This is a genomic window from Desulfovibrio sp. ZJ369, assembly GCF_011039085.1.
In the GTDB taxonomy this organism is placed as follows: domain Bacteria; phylum Desulfobacterota; class Desulfovibrionia; order Desulfovibrionales; family Desulfovibrionaceae; genus Desulfovibrio.
Genome location: NZ_JAAKEI010000005.1, coordinates 94454 through 114676 on the forward strand (window position 1 = coordinate 94454; position 20223 = coordinate 114676).

At 60.7% G+C, this 20223-nt stretch carries 15 protein-coding genes; 7 read left to right on the forward strand and 8 right to left on the reverse strand.

What is annotated here, in order from left to right; all coding sequences use genetic code 11:
* Window positions 1-15 precede the first annotated feature (15 nt).
* Both G7Y51_RS03000 and G7Y51_RS03005 read right to left on the reverse strand, forming a co-directional pair.
* On the reverse strand, window positions 16-2424 hold the full coding sequence (locus G7Y51_RS03000) for an ABC transporter permease (RefSeq protein ID WP_241160108.1): 2409 nt from the start codon (window positions 2422-2424) through the stop codon (window positions 16-18).
* A 429-nt stretch (window positions 2425-2853) separates the two neighbouring features.
* A complete protein-coding gene (locus G7Y51_RS03005) occupies window positions 2854-4917 on the reverse strand; it encodes an elongation factor G (protein WP_165174907.1) in 2064 nt (687 codons plus the stop codon).
* Between the two features lie 520 nt (window positions 4918-5437).
* Between G7Y51_RS03005 and G7Y51_RS03010 the strand changes: the two genes are divergently transcribed.
* On the forward strand, window positions 5438-5941 hold the full coding sequence (locus tag G7Y51_RS03010) for a translation initiation factor IF-2 (RefSeq protein ID WP_165174908.1): 504 nt from the start codon (window positions 5438-5440) through the stop codon (window positions 5939-5941).
* Window positions 5942-6092: 151 nt separating this feature from the next.
* On the opposite strand, the gene G7Y51_RS03015 is transcribed toward G7Y51_RS03010, so the two are convergent.
* A complete protein-coding gene (locus G7Y51_RS03015) occupies window positions 6093-6485 on the reverse strand; it encodes a thioesterase family protein (RefSeq protein ID WP_241160112.1) in 393 nt (130 codons plus the stop codon).
* A 27-nt stretch (window positions 6486-6512) separates the two neighbouring features.
* Here G7Y51_RS03015 and G7Y51_RS03020 point away from each other — a divergent pair, with 27 nt between their 5' ends.
* The 4 genes from G7Y51_RS03020 (at window position 6513) to G7Y51_RS03035 (ending at window position 11120) form a co-directional block, all read left to right on the forward strand.
* Window positions 6513-7694, forward strand: a complete 1182-nt coding sequence (locus G7Y51_RS03020) for an MltA domain-containing protein (protein ID WP_241160109.1) — start codon at window positions 6513-6515, stop codon at window positions 7692-7694.
* A gap of 337 nt (window positions 7695-8031) precedes the next feature.
* Window positions 8032-8679 carry a TetR/AcrR family transcriptional regulator gene (locus G7Y51_RS03025; RefSeq protein ID WP_165174931.1) on the forward strand — a complete coding sequence of 216 codons (648 nt, stop codon included), beginning with the start codon at window positions 8032-8034 and terminating at the stop codon, window positions 8677-8679.
* A gap of 312 nt (window positions 8680-8991) precedes the next feature.
* Window positions 8992-10542, forward strand: coding sequence for a threonine ammonia-lyase, biosynthetic (gene ilvA / locus G7Y51_RS03030; RefSeq protein ID WP_165174911.1), 1551 nt, complete (start codon window positions 8992-8994; stop codon window positions 10540-10542).
* 74 nt (window positions 10543-10616) lie between these two features.
* Window positions 10617-11120 carry a plasmid pRiA4b ORF-3 family protein gene (locus G7Y51_RS03035; protein WP_165174912.1) on the forward strand — a complete coding sequence of 168 codons (504 nt, stop codon included), beginning with the start codon at window positions 10617-10619 and terminating at the stop codon, window positions 11118-11120.
* A 103-nt stretch (window positions 11121-11223) separates the two neighbouring features.
* On the opposite strand, the gene G7Y51_RS03040 is transcribed toward G7Y51_RS03035, so the two are convergent.
* The 3 genes from G7Y51_RS03040 to G7Y51_RS03050 all read right to left on the reverse strand — a co-directional run bounded on the left by G7Y51_RS03040 (window position 11224) and on the right by G7Y51_RS03050 (window position 14504).
* Window positions 11224-11727 (reverse strand): protoporphyrinogen oxidase, encoded by a 504-nt coding sequence (locus tag G7Y51_RS03040; RefSeq protein ID WP_165174913.1) that lies wholly within the window; start codon window positions 11725-11727, stop codon window positions 11224-11226.
* A gap of 400 nt (window positions 11728-12127) precedes the next feature.
* On the reverse strand, window positions 12128-13540 hold the full coding sequence (locus G7Y51_RS03045; RefSeq protein ID WP_165174914.1) for a hypothetical protein: 1413 nt from the start codon (window positions 13538-13540) through the stop codon (window positions 12128-12130).
* A 4-nt stretch (window positions 13541-13544) separates the two neighbouring features.
* Window positions 13545-14504, reverse strand: a complete 960-nt coding sequence (locus tag G7Y51_RS03050) for a spidroin-2 (protein WP_165174915.1) — start codon at window positions 14502-14504, stop codon at window positions 13545-13547.
* A gap of 165 nt (window positions 14505-14669) precedes the next feature.
* On the opposite strand from G7Y51_RS03050, the gene G7Y51_RS03055 reads away from it, so the two are divergent.
* Both G7Y51_RS03055 and G7Y51_RS03060 read left to right on the forward strand, forming a co-directional pair.
* A complete protein-coding gene (locus G7Y51_RS03055) occupies window positions 14670-15251 on the forward strand; it encodes a manganese efflux pump MntP family protein (RefSeq protein WP_165174916.1) in 582 nt (193 codons plus the stop codon).
* 168 nt (window positions 15252-15419) lie between these two features.
* A complete protein-coding gene (locus tag G7Y51_RS03060) occupies window positions 15420-15830 on the forward strand; it encodes an OsmC family protein (protein ID WP_165174917.1) in 411 nt (136 codons plus the stop codon).
* Between the two features lie 176 nt (window positions 15831-16006).
* Here the strand turns inward: G7Y51_RS03060 and G7Y51_RS03065 are convergent, their stop codons facing one another.
* Together G7Y51_RS03065 and G7Y51_RS03070 are read right to left on the reverse strand one after the other, a co-directional pair.
* Window positions 16007-18931 (reverse strand): EAL domain-containing protein, encoded by a 2925-nt coding sequence (locus G7Y51_RS03065; RefSeq protein WP_165174918.1) that lies wholly within the window; start codon window positions 18929-18931, stop codon window positions 16007-16009.
* Between the two features lie 402 nt (window positions 18932-19333).
* Window positions 19334-20104 carry a D-alanyl-D-alanine carboxypeptidase family protein gene (locus tag G7Y51_RS03070; protein WP_165174932.1) on the reverse strand — a complete coding sequence of 257 codons (771 nt, stop codon included), beginning with the start codon at window positions 20102-20104 and terminating at the stop codon, window positions 19334-19336.
* Window positions 20105-20223 lie beyond the last annotated feature (119 nt).

Sequence of the window (20223 nt, forward strand, 5' to 3'; positions counted from 1 at the left end):
CAAAAGAAATATGCTCTATTTGAAGGACGGCAGCCAGGACGCGAGCCAGCCCGGCGGCGTTCCAAAGTGCAGCCAGAGGAAAAACGCGCCGGAAAGCAGAAGCACGACTGCCAGCAGAAGGGCCGGGAGCCGCCAGCTGCGCTTCTTGCGACGCAACTGGGCCGGAAGGCTGTACGGATCGTCCAGAGAGCGCAGCGCGCCCGGAGGCAGACTGCTCTCGGCGGTCAGCGTCGCGCCCATGGCGATATTGATGGGCGCGCCGTTGTTCACGGCCCAGCCCGATGCGTCCAGCAGGGGGCCTAGGCTGCGGCGGCGCAATTTGAACCAGGCCAGGATCACCGACGGCCCGGAAATGCCGAGAAACAGGGCCACCAATGCCATGGGCCACCACCAGCCCAGGGAAAGCAGGGAATTGGCGATATAGGCAAAGGCCGCGCTGAGCACGCTGATGCCCACGCTGAAGGCCGCAAAGATGCCCGCGCCCTTGGCGAAATCAAAGTTGAGCTTGGGCGGCGTTCCGGCCGATGCGGCCGCGGCGTCTTTTTTGATGTCCGCGCCCAGGGCGTTCACGGCCTTGCTTGAGGCCTTGCTGATCGCGTCTTCCTTGGAGGCCACGAATTTTTGCAGCTGATCGGCCACCATAGCGCCGAAACGCAGGTACGGGGCCCACATGGCCTGGCGCAGGCTGATGGGGTTGTGCACCAGACGGGTCAGGGTCGTATCCCAGTCCTGCTCGGCATTGTCCACAAACACGCCGTGGCGGCCTTCCAGCAGGGCGTCGGTGTTCCCGGCCGTCAGAGCCGCGGCGATGGTCATGCTTTGTTGTTCGCCGGTGGCGAGCGTGCGCGTGCATTGGCAATAGAGCAGGCAGAGATGGCTTTGCGACGCCAGACGGACATGCGCGGCCAGATCGTTGACCGGCACGCATAAATAGCAGGCCCGGCTGTCCAGATACAGGGTTCCGGCCAGAAAGATGGCCCGTTTGTCCGGATCGTAGAAATCCGCGAAGGAAACGAAGTTCATGAGCAGGGTATACAAGTGGACGTGGAACAGGGTCAGCTTTTCGAGATCGCGCACCGCCGCCATGCGCGGGGCGGCCAGATCCCGCTGCACACAGGCCGCGAACGCCTTTTGTGTCGCCTCGCTCAGCAATGTTTCCATTTCTTCGCTGGAAATCTTGTCCAGAGCGTCTTCGGGCGAGGGCGGCAGAAAGGCGCGTTGCAGCGCGTCGTCCTCCGGGGCCAGAACCAGGGGCGGCAGGCCGGGAAAGTCCGTCTGTTTGGCGTTGTCCGGGGGGCGCTCATAGCTGGGCTTTTGGTCCAGCAGGGCGGCATAGGGCGCAAAACGATCCAGGATCTCCCGCCAGACAGTCTCGCTCAGGCTGCCGCCCGCCTGATCCCCGGCGGCCGGGGCGTCGCCCTTTGGCGCGCTTTTTTCCTCAGGATGCAGCCGGAGCAGGGGCGCGAACAACTGACTGAAATTTTTCAGGTCTTCGGCCCAGGCCGGATTGATCCCGCTGGTGAGACTCAGAGGTTGATCCGGGGCGATGCGGGCCAGGGGCAGCCGGGCCAGAACATCCAGAGACAAAAGGATCTGCCCGCCGTTGTCCGGGGGGGTGAGCATGGCGTCCTCATTGAGCGCGGACAGGGCCTGCGGGGCATAGGCTGCCATGCGGCAACGGTAGAAATAGTCGTCGATTTTGGGCCGCAGACGTTGCAGCAGGGTCCAGGCCGCGTCTGTCTGGCTGCCCAGGGGCAGATCCGCCTGGCGCACGCTTTGCCGCCAGTCCCGCGCCGCGCGCAGCCGATCGAGAAAAGCGTCCGCCAGAGCCTGGTTCAGCCCCGGACGCCCGGAGTCGTCGCGCATGGCGCCGATGACGGAAAAGCCGGCCAGAATGAAACGCTTTGTCGCGTCGTCCTTGGCGTCCACGGAATCCGCAGGCACCACCCCGTCGCCGTTGAGGGCATACTCCGCGGCCGCGGCCACGGCCTTTTGCGCCTCATCGGGAGTGACTTGCGCGGCGTCCGCGTTTTGGTTTTTTTTCAGCACCAGGCGGGCCGCGGACAGCAGCTCCGAGCCCTGGGCATTGTCGTCCTGAATGTTGTCTAGGGGCAGGCCCGTGGTGCCTTCCGTGAGCCGGGCCGGATGCTTGAGCCGCTCGCAGAGCCAGGCCACTGCCTCCAGGATGTCGGCGGAGCGGATGCGGCCGTCCTGATCCGTGTCGAGCAGCTCCAGGGTGCGGGCATCGAATTCCAGGCCCTGCGTGGGGCAGCTCAAGGTCATCCAGAGTTTGGGATCAAGCTTATCCAGATGGCGCCATTCTTCATCTGTGTGCAAAAGTACCTGATCCAGGCCGCCCATACGCCGGAAGCTAAAGGGGGTGGCCTTGTCTTCCGCCGGTGCGGAATCGGGATTGGCAGGCATTATCGTAACTCCGTCTTGGAGAAATTTTTTTAAGAGTATTAACTAAATAAAGAGTGTCACACCGCACAGGCGTAACACTCCTTACTTAGAGCATTTTGCTTTTGAAATTATTCAATTTCAAAAGCGGCGCTGCCATCATTTCCCCGCAAGCGGGACAAGCGCCTGAAAAGCGTGGTTTTCAGGCTCATTGCTTCAGCCGTTGCGACGAAGGAAGCTACGGATGAAGACAGCAACTGGTTACTGCGACAGTCAGCCAACGCAACCGCTGTCGCTATCCATAAGCAAGCAAAGCTTGCTAACGGCTACCGCCGGCGCGGGCGTCCGCTCCCGCGGCCGCCAGAGCGGTTGCCGTTTTCAACAGCAAACCGCTCTAGTAACTTCTTCTAACTATATCTTTACATCTTTACATTTGCAATGCTCTCACGTCGCTTATTCTCCGGCTTTGCTCTTCTGATATTCGGCAATTACTTTTTCGGCCACCGGTTGCGGCGCTTCCTCATATTGCGCGAATTCCATGGTGAAAAAGCCCTGGCCGCCGGTCATGGAACGCAGATCCGGCGCGTAGCGCAGCACTTCGCTCATGGGCACATGCGCCTTGATTTCCGTGATGCCGCCCTGGGAATCCGAACCCAGCACCTTGCCCCGGCGCGAGGAAAGATCGCCGATGACGTCACCCATGCTCTCATCCGGTATGGACACGGTCAGCAGCACAATGGGTTCCAGGAGCACGGGCTTGAGACTTTCCATGGCCTTTTTGAAAGCCAGAGAGCCGGCCACCTTGAAAGCCATTTCCGAGGAGTCCACCGTGTGATAGCTGCCATCATAGACTCTGACCCGGAAATCCACCACCTGGCAGCCCGCCAGAAAGCCGCGCGCCGCCGCTTCCTGAACGCCCTTGTCAATGGCAGGGATATATTGCCGCGGGATCACGCCGCCCACGATGGCGTCCTCAAAAACATAGCCTGAACCGCGCGGCAGCCCTTCCATTTCGATCCAGCAGTCTCCGAACTGTCCGCGCCCGCCGGATTGCTTTTTGTGGCGGCCCTGAACCTGGCACTTGCCGCGCACGGTCTCGCGGTAGGGCACTTTGGGGGTTTTGAGCACAATGTCGATCTTGAAACGGCGCCTGGCCTTTTCCACCGAGAGTTCAATATGCAACTGTCCCATGCCGGAGAGCAGGATGTCGCCGTTTTCTTCGTCGCGGGCCAGCTTGAGTGTGATATCCTCATCCAGCAGGCGCTGGATGGCGGAGTAAACCTTGTCTTCCTCGCCCTTTTCCCTGGGGGCCAGGGCATAGGTGATCAGTTGCGGCGGCAGATCGGGCATGGGCAGGACAAAGGGGGCTTTTTCGTCGCAGAGCGTGTCGCCGGTGCGGGTATTTTTGAGCTTGGCCACTGCCACCAGGGCGCCGGGGCCGGCCGGTTCCTTGCAGGGGGTCTGATTTTTCCCCACCAGATACAGCAGGCTGCCCAGGCGTTCATTGTCCTCGCTGCGCATGTTCCTGAGCGTGACGTCGCCGTTGACCGTGCCGGAGAGCACCCGCAGGATGGAAAGTTGCCCGGCAAAAGGATCGGACAGGGTCTTGAATACAAAGCAGGCCACCGGCCCGTCGGGGTCAGGCGCGCGCTCTCCGCCCGACGCGCCCGCAAAGGGCGGCCGGTCCAGCGGGGAGGGCAGCAGAGCTTCCACCGCGTCCAGAACTGCCTTGCCGCCCTTGTTTTCCAGCGCGGCGCAGGTCAGCACCGGCGTCAGCTCGCCGCGGAGCACGCCCGCGCGCAGGCCGGACTGAAGCTCCTGTAGAGAAAGGCTGCCCTCCTCCAGGTATTTTTCCATGAGGGTTTCATCGCTTTCCGCGATATTTTCCACGGTCACGTCGTGGAGCAGGCTCACGTCGTCAGCCAGTTCCGCCGGAATTTCCGCCTCGCTGGTCGCGCCGTCAGCCTCGAAGATCCTGGCCTTGCCCGCCAGCACGTCCACCACGCCCACAAAGGCGTCGCCCTTGCGGATCGGCAGTTGCAGCGCCACGGGCTTTACGCCCAAGGCGGCCAGACCGTCGAAAGCCATATGAAAATCGGCCCGGTCGCGATCCAGCTTGTTGATCACAATGATCGACGGCAGCTTTTCCGCGCGCGTCAGGTTCCAGAATTTTTTGGTCAGCGGCCGCACGCCGTCCACGGCGTCCAGCACGAAAATCACGCTGTCCACGCCTTTGAGCAGACATTCCATGTCGCCGGTAAAGTTGCCGTCGCCCGGAATATCCAAGAGAAAATGACGATTTTTGTTCCAGAGATAGGTAGCGCAGGCAGGTTGCACCGAGCCGCGCCGGCGCACTTCTTCGGGCTCGTAGTCAAGGCTGGTGGTGCCTTCTTCGATGGCGCCCATGCGCGTGATCGCCCCGGCGTTGAAGAGCAGCATTTCAGCCAGCGAGGTTTTCCCGCAGCCGCCGGTGCCGACAAGGGCGAAGGTACGTTGCATTTCCAGAGGGGTGGGCATGGTTTTCTCCCTTCGGGCATGCTGCCGCTCCGGTCTTCTGGCGCGGGCCTGCGTGAACGTCGCTTTTTATTCCGGCTATGAACCGGGAAAGTCCATTTTTTGCATAAAAAGCGTTGTATCCTTGCCTGCGTCAAAAATCCTCGAAGCGTCAACACACCCGGTAAGCGATATGGCGGGCGCAGAAACAAGCGCAAGCCGGGTGAACGGAACCAGGGAAGAAGCGCGGAGAGGCCGCGGCCGCCGGTTTGAAGAGCCGGTCGGATCACGCGCGCATTACTTGTTGATCAGGATACAGGCTTGGCGGCAAAAAGGGAAGAGGTCAGATCGCGCGCCGCAGGGCAGACGCATCCGGCGATTATAGGTAAAAATATAAGATAGTTGACTCAGGCGCTGCCGGGAGCCGCCTGGGCGGCGGCAGAGCCGTCTGCGCGCGGGTTGCGGATTCTCGGCAAAGTGCTTGACAATCTGTGGCGCAGCCCTGAAATTCTACCTTGGACACGACTGCCTGGAGGCATTGGTTATGATTCTGGAATGGGCGGCCGCGGGCGCGGCGATTCTGGCGGGCTTTTTTTTCTGTTTTCGCTTGATGAAACGCGGGCTCACCACGCTGGACGAGGACCGCGCCGACTATTACGCGCGCATTCGCGCCGCCGAGGAGCAACTCCGCGAGGACAACAAAAATATTTCCTTGAGCGAACATCTCTATATAGCCCGCGCGGGCCTTGAGGATTTGCTGCGCCTGGCGGGCAACCCGCCCGGCTTTTCGCTCTCCGGTCAAGGTCAGGCGTTCTTGCTGCATACGCCCCACGGGCCGTGGCGCATTGCGCTGAGCATGCGCGAGCGTACCCTGCGCAGCACGCACAAAACTGTGCACGGCCGCAGCTGCTGGCAGTTGAGCGGTTTCGGCCTGGACGAGCATTTCGACGATCTGGCTTCCCTGATGTGCAGCCTTAACGCCCACCTGCGGGGCGACGCGGGCGTCCCCCCGGAGCCGCCGCAGTTTGCCCGTCGCATTTCGCAGTAGGGCGTGCTGGCACTAGAGCAGATTACCTTTGACTTTTTATGAAAGTCAAAGGTGGCATTCAGGCGAAAAACGCGGTTTTCGCCTGAATGTACGCCGCGTTGCGGCGGCTGCCGCTTTCGCGTCAGCAGAGCATTTTCAAAGTGAAAATGCTCTAGCCTGCCGCCTTGCTGCAGAGCTCTTTGAACCAGTCCGGCACGGGCATGGGCTTCCCTTCGGAATTGACCAGCGCGTGCTGGGTCATGCCCGTGGCTAAAAGGCGCGTCTTGTCCTCGTTCCATATCTCATATACAAAACGCAGTGAGGCCCGGCTCCATTGGCTGATGCCCGCGCGCACCTGCACGAGCTCGTCGTAATGCGCGGGCGCGCGGTAACGGCACTGGGCCTCGCGCACGGGCAGGATAATGCCCTTTTTTTCCACCTCCGCGTAGCTCATGCCGCAATGGCGGATATAGGCGCTGCGCGCCCGTTCAAACAAATGCAGATATTCGGCATAATATAAGACCCCCATAGTGTCCGTTTCACCGTAGGACACGCGATGAGGCATCCAGACATCAAGGGTGGGAAAGTCGTCATGCACGGGCAAGCTCCTTTTTTCGACACGCGCCACAGCGCGCAAGCATTGCATGAAAACCGCAAGGGCGGGTTGCGCCCGCTCCTGGCCCTGCTTTTGCTGGCCAGCATCGGGCTTTTTGCCTGCGCCAAAAAAGTCCCGACGCCGGAACCTCTGCTGCCGCCGGGCCCGGCCGTGGGCATGGAAAGCCCTGAATTTTTCGTCAGCCGCCTCCTTCCCCGCAACCAGGATTTGACCACCTGGAAGGACATGGCCCCTACCGTGCGCAAGTCTTTGCGCTATGTCAACAGCAAGCCGCAAAAGGCCGTGGCCGTGAAACGGCCGGGCCTGACCCTGACCTGGGGGGATATGGCCCGCACGCTCACCCGCCTGCAAGAGCTTTTGCCCCGGCTGGACGCTGAGCCGCAGCTTTTTCTGACCAATTTTCGCTGGGTGGAGGTGCCCGGCGGGATCAATTATTCGGGCTACTATGAGCCCATGATCCGCGCGAGCCGCACTCGCAAGCCGGGCTATACGCAGGCCGTTTACGGCCTGCCGCCGGATCTGAAACGGGTGCGCGCCCGGCGCGGCCGCTATTATGACCGGCGGACCATCGAGGAAAAGCAGGTGCTGGCCAATCGCGGCCTGGAACTGGCCTGGGCCGCGGACCCGGTGGATGTCTTCTTTCTTGAAATCCAGGGTTCGGGCCGTTTGATTTTTGACGACGGCACCCAGGCCTATGTCAACTACGCCGGGCAGAACGGCCATAAATACAAAAGTTCGGGCCGGATCATGCGCGAAAAGGGCCTGCTGCGGCGCGGCGACATCTTTGAGCAGCGGGAATGGTTCAAAAATAATCCGGAGCGGGTGCGCGAGATACTCAACGAAAATCCGAGTTATGTGTTTTTCAGGTTCGGCGGGCGCGGTCCCACTGGCGCCATGGGGCACAAAGTGGACGGCTGGCTCTCCCTGGCCGTGGATCGCAAGTACATTCCCCTGGGCGCGGTGCTGGCCTACGGAGTCAATGTGCCGGACGAAAAGCACGGCAGCCTGCCGCTGCGCGGCATCGGTTTTGCGCAGGACGTGGGCGGGGCCATCAAGGGCAAACGCGTTGACATTTTCTGCGGCGGGGACGAGCGGGCCAATTATGTGGCCAGCCATTTGGACGCCAGGGGCCCGGCCTGGGTGCTGGTGGCCAGATAGTCCGGCTTCAGGAATCCGGCTGCTGCAAGGACGCGCCCTTGCAGGGGCATGCCGACGCCAGTTGCTGCCCGGCAGCGCGGGCTGGGTTTGGTCCAAATGTGACATGCGCGCGGTGTCCGGTGCATCCCCACGCGCCTGGGGATGCACCGGATGCCTGAATTGACATCCTCCCCCGACTTTAGTATTCCCCACGCGCGTGGGATGAATCGGCACAAAAGAAGCAGCGCCGGAGAGATCCGGGCTGGTCCCTGCCAGGCGGGGATGAGCGAAGCGTGCCGGCAGTGCTCAGGCGGTGGCCCGTCAAGGCTTTGTGAAACCTGAAGTGGATGGGGATCTGATGAGCACCAAGGAACCGCCGGAAAGCACGCCCAAGTCATCTCCGCAATGCCGCCAAGAGAAAGATGAGGCGCGGCGGGCCAGAATTCTGGATGCGGCTCTGGAGGAATTCAGCAACAAGGGCTTTGCGGCTGCCCGCGTTGAGGATATCGCCCAGCGCGCCAGGGTTTCCAAGGGGGCTATTTATCTTTATTTTTCCGATAAAAAAGCCCTGTTCCAGGGCGTGCTGGAAGCCGCCTTCGTGCCTTTTCTCCGCCGCAATGAGCATATCCTGCGGGATACGTCCCTGGATCTGCGCCAGAAGCTGCTGCGGATGTATGCGCCCCTGACCGGGGCCGACGCCTGCTCTCCCTTGCGGCGCAGCGTCTGCCTGGCTTTCAGTGAGGGCTTGCATGATCCCGATCTGATGGAAGGATTTTACCAGGCCTTCCTTGCGCCGTACAGGGCCCGCCTGCAGGAGGAATTGTTGCCTGCCGCGCAAGCGCCCAACGTGCGCGACGCCCTGGCCCGCTTTCCTGAACTTTTGGTGGGGCCGCTGCTCTTCGGCGTCATCCATAAGGAACTTGTCCGCAGCCAACCGCCCCTGGACCTTGAAGGCCTGTTCGTCGCCTATCTGCAAATCCTTTTTCCGCAGCCGCCGTCCGACTAAAGCACTTTCACTTTGCACTTGCTCTGGTGTTTAGTCCCACAGTGAAGAGGTGGGGCTCAACACTGTATCTTTGCGCTTCGATTTCCCATCCGGACCTGCTGAAGTCATGGGGAGATTTTAGCGTTTTCAGCGGGTTGCGTCCATGCTTGCCAGAAGACTGCATCAGGCATATGAAAAAAACCTCTTCTCCCCGAATCCCGCGAGGCAAGGCATGAAGGAGGCGCGGCGCGCGTTCCGGGTATATAGCAGAAAAATTACGTTTTCGGCCGGGCGCGCCGTGGGAGCGGCTTTTACCAGTCAAGGACAGCAGGAATGCATGAGCACAGCCAGTATTTGAAGCGCATCCTCTTGAGCCGCGTGTACGACGTGGCCGTGGAAACCCCTTTGGACGAAGCCGTGAGCCTTTCGCGGCGTCTGGGCAACAAAGTGTTGCTCAAGCGCGAGGACTTGCAGCCGGTTTTTTCCTTCAAGCTGCGCGGCGCGTACAACAAAATGGCGCGTCTGACGCCCGATGAGTTGCGCCGTGGGGTCATCGCGGCCTCAGCGGGCAACCATGCCCAGGGGGTCGCGCTCTCAGCCAGGCGTCTGGGCTGCGAGGCCACCATCGTCATGCCGGTGACGACCCCGGCCATCAAAATTGCCGCCGTGCGGCGGCTGGGCGGGCAGGTGGTGCTTTTTGGCGAATCTTTCAGCGACGCCTGGCTGCACACGCAGGATTTGATCCGGCAGAGCGGCTGCATTTTTATTCCGCCTTTTGAGGATCCGGACGTGATTGCCGGGCAGGGCACCATCGGCATGGAGATTCTGCGTCAGCATCCCGGCGAGATCCACGCGGTCTTTGTGCCCATCGGCGGCGGCGGCCTGGCCGCGGGCGTGGCCGCCTACATCAAGCATCTGCGGCCGGAGATCCAGGTCATTGGCGTGGAGCCGGTGGATTCCGACGCCATGCGCCGTTCGATTGTGGCCGGCTATCCGGTGGAATTGAGCGACGTGGGCCTGTTCGCCGACGGCGTGGCCGTGAAGGTGGTGGGCGAGGAAACGTTCGCGCTGTGCCGCGATCTGCTGGATGATATCATCACCGTGGACACGGACGCCATCTGCGGGGCCATCAAGGATATTTTCGAGGATACCCGCGTGGTGGCCGAACCCGCCGGGGCGCTCTCCCTGGCCGGGTTGCGCGCCTATGTGGCCGCCGGAGGGGCCACGGGAATCCGCGACGCCACCCTGGTGGCCATCGTCAGCGGCGCGAACATGAATTTCGACCGCCTGAGCCATGTGGTGGACCGCTCGGAAATCGGCGCGGAGCGCGAGGCTTTGCTGGCTGTGACCATACCGGAAAAAGTGGGCAGCTTCCGCCAGCTCTGCACGGCCATCGGCAAGCGCAACATCACCGAGCTCTGCACCCGTTTTTCGGACCCGGAAGTGGCCAGGGTGCTGGTGGGCATCAAGATCAACGGGCGCGAGGATGTGGCCGAGGTGCTGGCCGAGTTGCAGTCGCACGGGCTTGGGGCCTGCGATCTCACGGATAACGAGCTGGCCAAGACGCATCTGCGCCATCTTGTCGGCGGCAATGCCCCGCAGCTCCGCAACGAGCGGCTGATCCGCTTTACCTTTCCGGAACGGCCGGGCGCGCTTCTGGATTTCATGGATGCCATGCGCGTGGATCTCAGCATCACGCTTTTTCAATACCGGTACCACGGCGCGGACTTTGGCAGGGTGTTGGTGGGCTTCGAGGTCCCGGACGGCCAGCGCGAGGCTTTTGAAGACTTTCTGGCGCGCGTGGAGCGCATGGGCTACCCGCATGTGGAGGAGTCGGATAATCCGGCCTACAAGCTTTTCCTGGGCTGGCACGATGCGCAGTAGAGCGTTGAGAGCATTTTCAAAGGGAAAATGCTCCCAGTACTGTTCACATTAGACATATAAATAAAAGGTCATCTATGATAAGCAAAAAATCAGCTTCTGCCAACAATACCTGTATCCGCCTTCGCGTCGAATTACTTACTGGTGCGGGGTATGAATTTGAAGATAACTATATTGTTCGCGTCATTGATATGCGGTCAAAACATACCCTTGATAAGTTACACGAGGCACTCTTCAAAGCCTTTGATCGCTATGACAACCATATGTATGAATTCTCCTTTGGAGCGGATCAACCTTACGATGAGAACGCCGTGCGCTATGGCGTAGCGATGGATGACAATGATTTGCCATCCCCCGATAAAAACAAGCTTCGTAACGCGTCCAAGACCTCTTTGGCATCCTTAGAGCTTAAGCCTGGCGACGTATTTTACTACCTCTTCGATTTTGGAGATGACTGGTGGCATCGAATCACTGTTGAAAATGTAGATATGCCCGCGAAAACTGGTCGCCGTTACCCGTTGCTCATAGAAAAGCACGGAGAAAGCCCTGACCAGTATGAAGATTTCGATGAGGAAAAATAGCCGGTCACGGTATCACCGTTCACAGTTAGAGCGTTTTGCTGATTTCATTGGCAAAACGCTCTGGATGCGTCAGCCCTGAGGGCAAAGACGTTCCAGGCCGCGTTTACCTGCCGAGCAGCTCCCTGGCATCAGGCTGCAATCCTTTGAGGCTGGCAATGATTTTGTCGGCGCCCAGATTGTGCGGATCCTGCGCAATGATGATCAGAATCCGTTCGGGCGTGGCCGTTACATAATTGTTGGCCCGTGCCTTGAAGGATTGGCTGCGGGGTTCCCCGGCAAAGCGCCAGAAATTGCCTTGCTTGCGGGGTTCGGAAGCATCGCTCTGCAAGTCCGCCATCTTTTTGGCAAAATTTTCCGCGCTGTCTTTGGGGAGATTGGGCAGCAGAAAAATGCTTACCTGGGCCAGGAATTTTTCACCGGCTTCGTCGCGCTTGCCCAGCACCAGCATGTATTCGTCGTCCCGCCCGACGCTGAAGGCCGTTTGCTCCTCGCCGGTCCAGCCCTGGGGCAGATCCACGCTGAATTTGCTGAAGGCGCGATTTTCAGCCGGAACCTCGGCCGCACAGCAAAGCAAAAAGAGAGAAAAAAACAAGAGAAGACGCACCATAAACGACCTCGTGGAGTTGCGCAGCGACCGCACTGCGGTCGAGCCGGGAGAGAAGTTACCCACGTTGCGCTTGAATGTGGGCGCAAGCCTTTTTGCATCAGGCTTTCGGCAGTCAGTAAAGCGCGCCCATGACGCATTCATTCGCTAGAGTATATTGAATTGCATAACAAATACAGCATAACAACAGCAGGCTCAGAGAGCAAGTGCATCCTGTTTCTTTTATCCGGCGAAAGGCTCGCAGGTATGAATATTTTTGCCAGAGGCATTGCATGATCCGGAAAAAATGAAGCACTGCCCGGAGCTGAGCAGATTGAAACGGACCGCTGAACCTGGAGCATATTGCTTTTGAAACGCTCGCTACTTTCATGAGCAAAACGCTCTACAAAGACGCTCCGGCGCGCTATTCCGCTTGCCGCTTCCGGAGCGTGCCTTGGTTCTTGATTGGCTGATGTTCCCAACGTGAAAGAGCCGTGAGAATCTGGCGATCCAGCCGTTTCTTATAGCCGGGCAAAGGGCGTTGCCTGCGCTCGCGAGCCAGCGAATGATGCACGGCCAGCAGGTTTTCCCTGGCACAGCGCAGAATAGTGCCGTGCGTGTCGCCCGCGGCCAAGGGCTTGAGGCTCAGGCGGCAAACCCAGGCAAGGCAGGAGTTGCGCGTGCTCAGGGCTGTAAAATCCTCAAAGAGGATCTCCTGCCGGAATGCTTCCCAGTTGATGAAAAAGCGCTGCAGGAAGCGTTGCTGGCGGCCCGGATCCGACGGACTCCAGCGGGCCAGGCAATAGGCCCTGATTGTTTTGACATAGGGCGGTTCGGCGGGGTCGGCGTGCTGCAGCAGCCAGGCCCGCAAGGGGCCGGGGCTGGTCAGGCGCGCTCCGTAAAGCATGGCGGTGGCGCGGACGTCCGGGTCCGGGTCGGCAAAGAGGGCTTTCAGGGCCTGGGCCATCCGGCGGGCGCAGAAAGGCAGCGGCAGCCCAGGTTCCGCGCGCCCAGGGGCTTGCGCGGCCCGCCATTTGGCCCTGGCCTGCGGGGCATAGTCGGGCGCGTTGACGCGGGCCAGTCGCTGAAGGACTGTGAGCGCAAGACTGTCGTCGTAACGGCAGAGCGCACGCTCCCAGTTGAGCAGGCGGGTCAGCTCCCGGGGCGTGCCGGGAAAGGCGCGCACAAATTCCCTGTTCAGATCCGGAAATGCCGTTTCGCCGTTCCAGGCGATGATCGCGGCCAGCTTGAGCAGGCGCGCCTCGGTCGGGTCGTTGGGGCGCAGACTGCGCAGCGCGGCCTCCGCCTTGGGCGCATAGGCCATATCGCGAGCCAGCAGCAGCGCGCCCACGCTGACGACGGGATCAGGGGAACGGCTCAATTCCAGCAGATCTTCACAACCCCAGGCGTTGGCCGCCGCATAGATTTTTTCCGCAACGCGGATTTGCCGGGTGGGCTCCAGCGCGCGCAGGCAGCGGCGCGCCTTGTGCCGCACAGGACGGTCCTGCGCCTGGGACAGGCCCAAAAGCCAATCCAGGAGCGCGCTTTCGCCCTCCGCGCCAGGCGCGCTCCGCTCACGGCGCAGCACAGCGGCAAAAGCCTCGGCATCGGTGGGAAAGGCAGCGATAAAGGCCAGTTGTGCGGCGGCGTTGTCCGGTTCGGCGCGGGCCGGGCCGTATGCCGCGGCAAGGCGGCCCCAGATCGCCGCCTCCCGCAGGCCGGGAATGTTTTCCGCCTGCGGGCCGGGCACAATGCCGCGCGCGCTTGCAGGCGGCCAGAGCAGGCAGCAGGTTGTCCAGCAGAAAAGGATCAGGGGCAGTGGAAGCGAAGCATGCATACCGTCAACCGGGGAACACAAAATTTCGGATAAAAGGATAACTCGCCCGCGCCAGCAGGAGGAACAGGCCCAGGAATATGAGAGTGTTGCAGCGCAGGGGCCGGGGCAGGGCGAAGAGCGTGCTCCAGCAGGCTACTGCCGCGGTGAGCAGCGCCAGGGGAGGGATCTGCGGCCCAAGCCAGCCCGGCAGGCCGTTCCCGCGCAATGCAAAGCCGATGACCAGACCCCAGCGGTCCAGGCAAAAAGGAATATAGCCGATCATGGCCCAAAGCGCGCACCAGCGCGCCGCCCGTTGCGCGTCCTGCGCGTTCGGGCCGTCCGGCATGGAGGGCCGCGCAACGGCCAGGAAAAACAGCGCCAGGGCCCCGGCAGGCGCAAAGGCCATGAAATAATTGTGCAGCGCATTGGAAAAGACGGCGAAAAAAACCGCCTGCGCGGTCAGGCCCGCGGGCAGACCGGCAAAGGGCCAGTTCTGCGTCACATAACTTGCAAAAAAGCAGCCTGCTGCCAGCAGGCTGAGTTGCAACCTGTCCCTGACAGCGGCCGTGGTGTAGCGATCCTCCTCCGCGTTTCGCCGTAGTGGCGGCAGGGGCGCGCGGGCGCAGGCGCGCTTGAGCAGCCAGGCGCAGAAAAGGCCTGCCAGCCAGACAAGGGCGGTCAGCGTGATGGGCAGCATGGCGGGAGCCAGAGGCGAAACGGGCATGGGGGCAGTGTTCACGCCGCGTAGCGTGTACAGAAGCGTCAGATAGCTGCCGCCCATTGCCGGCAGCCCCAGCCAGGCCAGAGCGTAGCCCAGGCGGGCCAGCCGCGCGGCGCCGGATGCGCAGAGCCGGGCCTGCCCGCGCCGCCCGATCAGCAGCGTCAGGGCCGTAATCAGCGGCAGCGTGGACGCGGCGCAGGTTCCGACGCCCAGCAGGGCATGACACCAGCGCCAGAGGTCAAGCCAAAGCGGAAGATCTTGCATGCCGCTTTGTATCCTGTGACAGAGCCGACTGCAAGGTGTGCGGGCCGGGAAGCCGGGGCTGCCGCATCTTATGCGTCGGCCCTGCCGTCTTTCGCTTGCGGCCTTGCCCATTCACAGGCTTTTGCATATAGTCAGTAGCCGGTTTTTTGCCCAAAGGACAAGCGCATGTCGTTATATACCGTAGTGTTGCTGGCTATAGCCCTGTCAATGGACGCCTTTGCCGTGGCCGTGGCCTCGGGCTGCTCCCTGCGCTCGCCGCAGCCGCGGCAGTACCTTCGGCTTTCGGTCGCCTTCGGTTTTTTTCAGTTTTCCATGCCGGTTCTGGGCTGGTATCTGGGGCAATCCGTGCGCGGCTACATGGAGGCCTGGGATCACTGGATCGCTTTCGGCCTGCTGGCCTGGGTCGGCGGCGCCATGCTGCGCTCGGCAGTTGCCGCGCTGAAAAAGCGGGAAACATCCTGCCCCGCGGTGGATCCCACCGCAGGCCGCAATCTTTGGCTCTTGAGTCTGGCCACGAGCATTGACGCTCTGGCCGTGGGGCTCTCCTTTGCCATCTTGCAGCAGGCCATTTGGGGGCCGGCGGCGCTGATCGGCATAATTTGCGCCGCAATCACGGGCTGCGGCGTATTTCTGGGGAAAACCCTGGCCCGGCTTTGCGCCTTGAACGGCTGGGCCGAGCTGCTCGGCGGCCTGACCCTGCTGGGCATTGCCGGCAATATTTTACGGGAGCACCATGTTTTCGGCTAGAGCGGTTTGCTGTTGAAAACGGCAACCGCTCTGGCGGCCGCGGGCATTCCGATCCGTGCCTGCCGGCCCCAGGCGCGCGGCGGCATGCTTCAGCAGGCTGCCGCGGGCAATATCTTCTCGACGGATCACTTTTTTGACTGAGGGCACTGTAACCTTCAAGGAGAAATTATGTCTACCATCAGCGCCACATATGCGGGCAATCTGCGCGTGGAGTCCGTGCACAATCAAAGCGGCTCCAAACTCGTCACCGACGCCCCGACTGACAATCACGGCAAGGGCGAGGCCTTTTCGCCCACGGATCTTTGCGCCGCGGCCCTGGGCGCCTGCGCCATGACCATCATCGGGCTCTATGCCGAAAAGCACAACGTGGACGTCACGGGCGCGCAAATGGAGATCACCAAGACCATGAGCGCGGATCCGCGCCGGATCGGCAAGCTGGAAGTGATTTTCAACATGCCGGACAGGCCCTATACCGAACAGCAGAAGGCAAGCATCGAACGCGCGGCGCATACCTGCCCTGTGCATTTGAGCCTGCATCCGGACATGGAGCAGGTCTTTATCTTCAATTGGAAACAATAAATAACGTCCGCAGGGCAATCTTTTGACGCCGTTGACGGCGTGCCTGTCGCCTGTTTTTTCCGGGCGCGGGCGCGCCAGCCTTGGGGGCAGGCCAGAACCGGACAGCCCTGGAGCAATTTCAACGCGGAACTGCTCCAGGGCGTAGTGAAAGGTATCAGAAAAAGCCTTGTTTTTCCTCAGGCCTGTTTTTGGTCCTGCGCGGCATTTTCCCCGACGATGGCGCCTTTTTGCAGCAGGGTCTCAAAATCATCCCGGGGCATGGGCCTGGCGTAATGAAAGCCTTGCGCGCTGGTACATCCGAGCTGCATAAGTGTGGCGGCCTGCGCTTTGTTTTCCACGCCTTCGCAAATGACCGCCATGCCCAGTTGGGTGGCGAGCTGGATGACATTGCCGAGCACGATCCGCTCGCGTTCGCCGAGCATGTCGTTTTGCACGAAACTGCGATCCAGCTTGAGCACGTCCGCCATAAGCCGCTGCAACTGGCCCAGCGAGGAATAGCCGGAACCGAAGTCGTCAATGGCAATCATAAAACCGCGATTCTTGAGCTGCACGAGCTGCTTGCAGACAGCATCGGGATTATGAATGAGCGAACTCTCGGTGATTTCCACTTCCAGGCAGGCGTGCGGCACGTTGTAACGGTCGGCAATGGCCTCAAGCCGGTCGGGAAAGTCCGGCTTGGTAAAGTGCAGGCTGGAAAAGTTGCAGGAAATGGGCAGTCTGGGCAGACTGCGTTCCTGCCAGGCGTGCAGCGCCTTGCAGGCCTGCTCGAAGATATGCAGATCAATTTTCGTCACTGAGCCGTTGCTCTCGAAAAACGGCATGAAGCTGCCCGGCATGAGCAGGCCGCGCGTGGGATGTCGCCAGCGCACCAGAGCTTCGCTGCCGATGATCTTTCCCGAAGGCATGTCCACTTTGGGCTGGAACCAGGCTTCCAGTTCCCCGCGCTCCAGAGCCATATCCAATTGTCCGTTGAGTTCGCGCTGGAGCAGGGCGTTTTGCCGCATATCCTCGTCATACAGCACAAGAGCGTTCTTGCCGCGTTGCAGCTTGGCGTTTCTTCGCGCGTAATTGGCCAGATCAAGCATCAGATGGCTGCTGTGCTTTTCCAGGGGATTCACCAGATAGACGCCGAAAACCGTATTGATTCTGTACGGCATGCCCTGAGAGCGCCGCCAGTTGTCCAGCTCCTTGTCAATGCTTTCGATGCGCGCCGCCAGATTGTCCCAATCCGTATAGCGCAGCAAAAGAATGAAATGATCCGCCGAGACGCGCGCGCAGAGCTCGCCTTCGCCCACCGCCTCGCTCATGATATGGCCATAGGCGCGCAGAAGTTGATCGCCCATGGTAAAGCCGAAGCTGTCGTTGATGATTTTGAACTGGCTGATGTCGCCGTAGAGCAGAGCGTAGCCCTTGTTATGGGCTTTGGCCAGAAGCGTTTCGGACTCCATGCAGAACTTGTCCATATTGTCGAGCCCGGTCAGACTGTCCCGGTACAAAAGGGCTTGAATCCGCCGGTTGCTTCTGGACTTGATGTACAGATTGTAGAGCAGCAGCAGAATGATCGATCCGAACACGGCCACAAGGCCGCCGAAGATCTTGACGGGATGCTCGGCCACAAATTCTCTCAGGCTGAGACTGCGGGGCCTGATGGTATTTTTCAGCACCAGATCGTCCATGACTTCGGTGGAAATATACTGAACGCTTTTATCCAGAATGGTGAACAGGCGGGGGTCGGCATGGCGCGAGACGCCGATGCGCAACGGGCTGGTGTATTTGCCCAAGGGCGTCGTATCAAGGTTGGCGTAACGCGGATTGGTACGCAGATAGTTGACGACATGGGCATTGCCGTAGGTCGCGTCGGCCTTGCCCTGCAACACGGCCTCCATGCAGGCGGCCGTGGAATCGTAATACAGGATACGCTTGTCGGCATTTTCCTCGGCAACTTTTTTGGACAGCCAGCCCGGTCGCAGGGCAATGGTGTCGATTTCGTCCTTCTGCCGCGTGCGGACCACCATGGCGGGCGTGCGCAAATACTCGACGGTGCCGTTGAGCTTATAGTACTCGTTCCAGAGGTAATCGCCTGCCAGCGCGCAGATCACGTCGATTTTGCCCCTGGAGGCCAGTTCCAGGGCTTCCTGCTGCGGCAGCGGGACAAATTCGAAAACCAGGCCGGTGTACTCGGTAATCTGCTGGAATAAATCCCCCACCACGCCCGAAAACCTGCCGCTCTTGGAATCCTTATAGCCCAGGGGCCTCCAGGTGGGATCATAGGCGGCTTTGATAACGTTTTTCCGGCGGATGAATTTTTGCTCGCTGTCGGTAAAAACAGGCTTTTGGCGCGCGCTGAACGAGAAATACTTGTCATACAGGCGCATGGAGTAATAGGCGTCGCGCAACGCCATGATGTTCATGGCCTTGTTGACGCGGGCCAGGAGATCCGGCCTGTTTTTGGCCACCGCGATATATATGGGCTCCGGGGAAAACTGGGCAACGCCGCGGAAAAAGCTGTTGCGCCCCGGATAGGTGATGGCCACCCCGTCCAGCGTTTTGTCCTCCAAGGCTTTGAACAGCGGAGCGGTTTCCGCGTAAGGGATGATCGTCAGGTCAATGTTGTTGTCCTGGCAGTATTTCTTGAATTTCTCGCCGGATCTGCTGCTGGCGAGGATCCCCACTTTCATGCCCCAGAACGAGTCGAAATCCTCATAGTCGTAACGCTCGTCGTTTTCCCGGACATTGAGCGTGGTGAAAATGTTGAGCATGGGCTGGTCGGAAAAAGACATCTTCCGCTCGCGCTCCGGCGTGCGATATACGGCGGGCAGCAGATCGATTTCGCCTTTTTCCAGCATGGCCAGGGCTTTTTGCCAGCTCCCGGCGTCCACCATGTGCAAGTTCAGGCCGCTGAATTTGGAGATCTCGTGCAGAAATTCGATATTGAAGCCTATGAACTCGCCGTCCCGATTGCGGCGCATGTAGTCCCCGTTCTCGAAATAGCCGACGCGCACTTCCATCTGCTGCGCTGGCACAGCAGAGCAGAGGCCAGGCAGGAGCGCCAGGCTCAGGCTCAAGAGCAGAGGCAAAAGGCACAGAGTCCGGAAAATCATAATCTCTCTCTCTCTCTCTCTCTCTCTCACGCTTTCGTCAAGTCCGGAAATCGCTTGCAGATGGCGAGAGTCACGCCATGAATTTTCATAGCAACCTCCCGCGCCTGCCAGCACAGAATGCCGGCCTGAGCCGGTTAGTCTGTGCCGTCCCAACTGACGGATCCGCGCCAAGCGCCGCGCTACACGGCTGCTGTAGAGTTCGGAAAACAGCTTACTCCCTGGTGCGGATTCATGCAAGGTGTCAAATATGCGTCTGCCAGGGCTGACGCATCTAAATAGTAAATGCAATAACCTTGCCATGTTCTTATAAACGCCGGGAAAAGCTGCCTTTTGCCCGGCGGCCGAGTTGCCGTTCGGAAAATGCCATGTCGGCGCAGCGTCTGCGCACCTGTGAAAAAAAAATTAACGCCCCCGCGCCAGTACGCTCCGAACCTTCCCGGGCGCGCCGGCATGCCGGAAGCCCGCCTCCACAAGCCTGCGGGCCGAGCGATCGCGTTCGGTTTTGGTTTTCCCCCCAAGAATCACGATCAGAAGGCGGGTTTTGCCGCGCTGGGCCGTAATGACGAGATTGTAGCCCGATGCCACGGTCCAGCCGGTTTTCAGGCCGTCGACGCCTTCTACCCTGCCCAGCAGAGTGTTGGTATTGCGCAGGGTGCGCCCTCTGTGCATGAAAAAGCGCGTGCTGTGAAAGCGCATGGCCGCGGGATGCGCCCGCAGATAGGCGCGCGTGAGCAGCATCATGTCCCGGGCCGTGGTTTTCTGGCCCGCGGCGGGCAGGCCGGTGGGATTTTTGAAAAGCGTGCGGCGCAGGCCGAGCGCGCGGGCCTTGCGGTTCATCAGACGCACGAAATGACGGCTGTTGCCGCCGACGCGCTGGGCCACGGCCGTGGCCGCGTCGTTGCCCGATGCCACGGCCATGCCGGTGAGCAGCCGCACCAGGGGAGTACGTTCGCCTGCGCGCAGATGCATGGCCGATCCGCCTGTGGAGGCCGCCTGAGGGCTGATCCGGATTTTCTCGTGAAGTGTAAGGCGGCCCTTCCTGACGCTGTCCAGCGTCACAAACATGGTCATAATCTTGGCCAGCGACGCCGGGGGGATGACAGTGTCGGCCTGTTGCTCATAGAGCACGCGCCCGGTAGTGAGGTTCACCATGATGGCGGCGCGAACGGGCAGGGCGGCGTGCGCGGGGGCGCAAAACCCCGGCCAAAGAAAAAGACAGAGGAAAAGAAAGGCCGAAACAGCCTCACGGCGCAGCGCGCTGCCCCACGCAAGCCTTGCGCCGCCATCGCGTT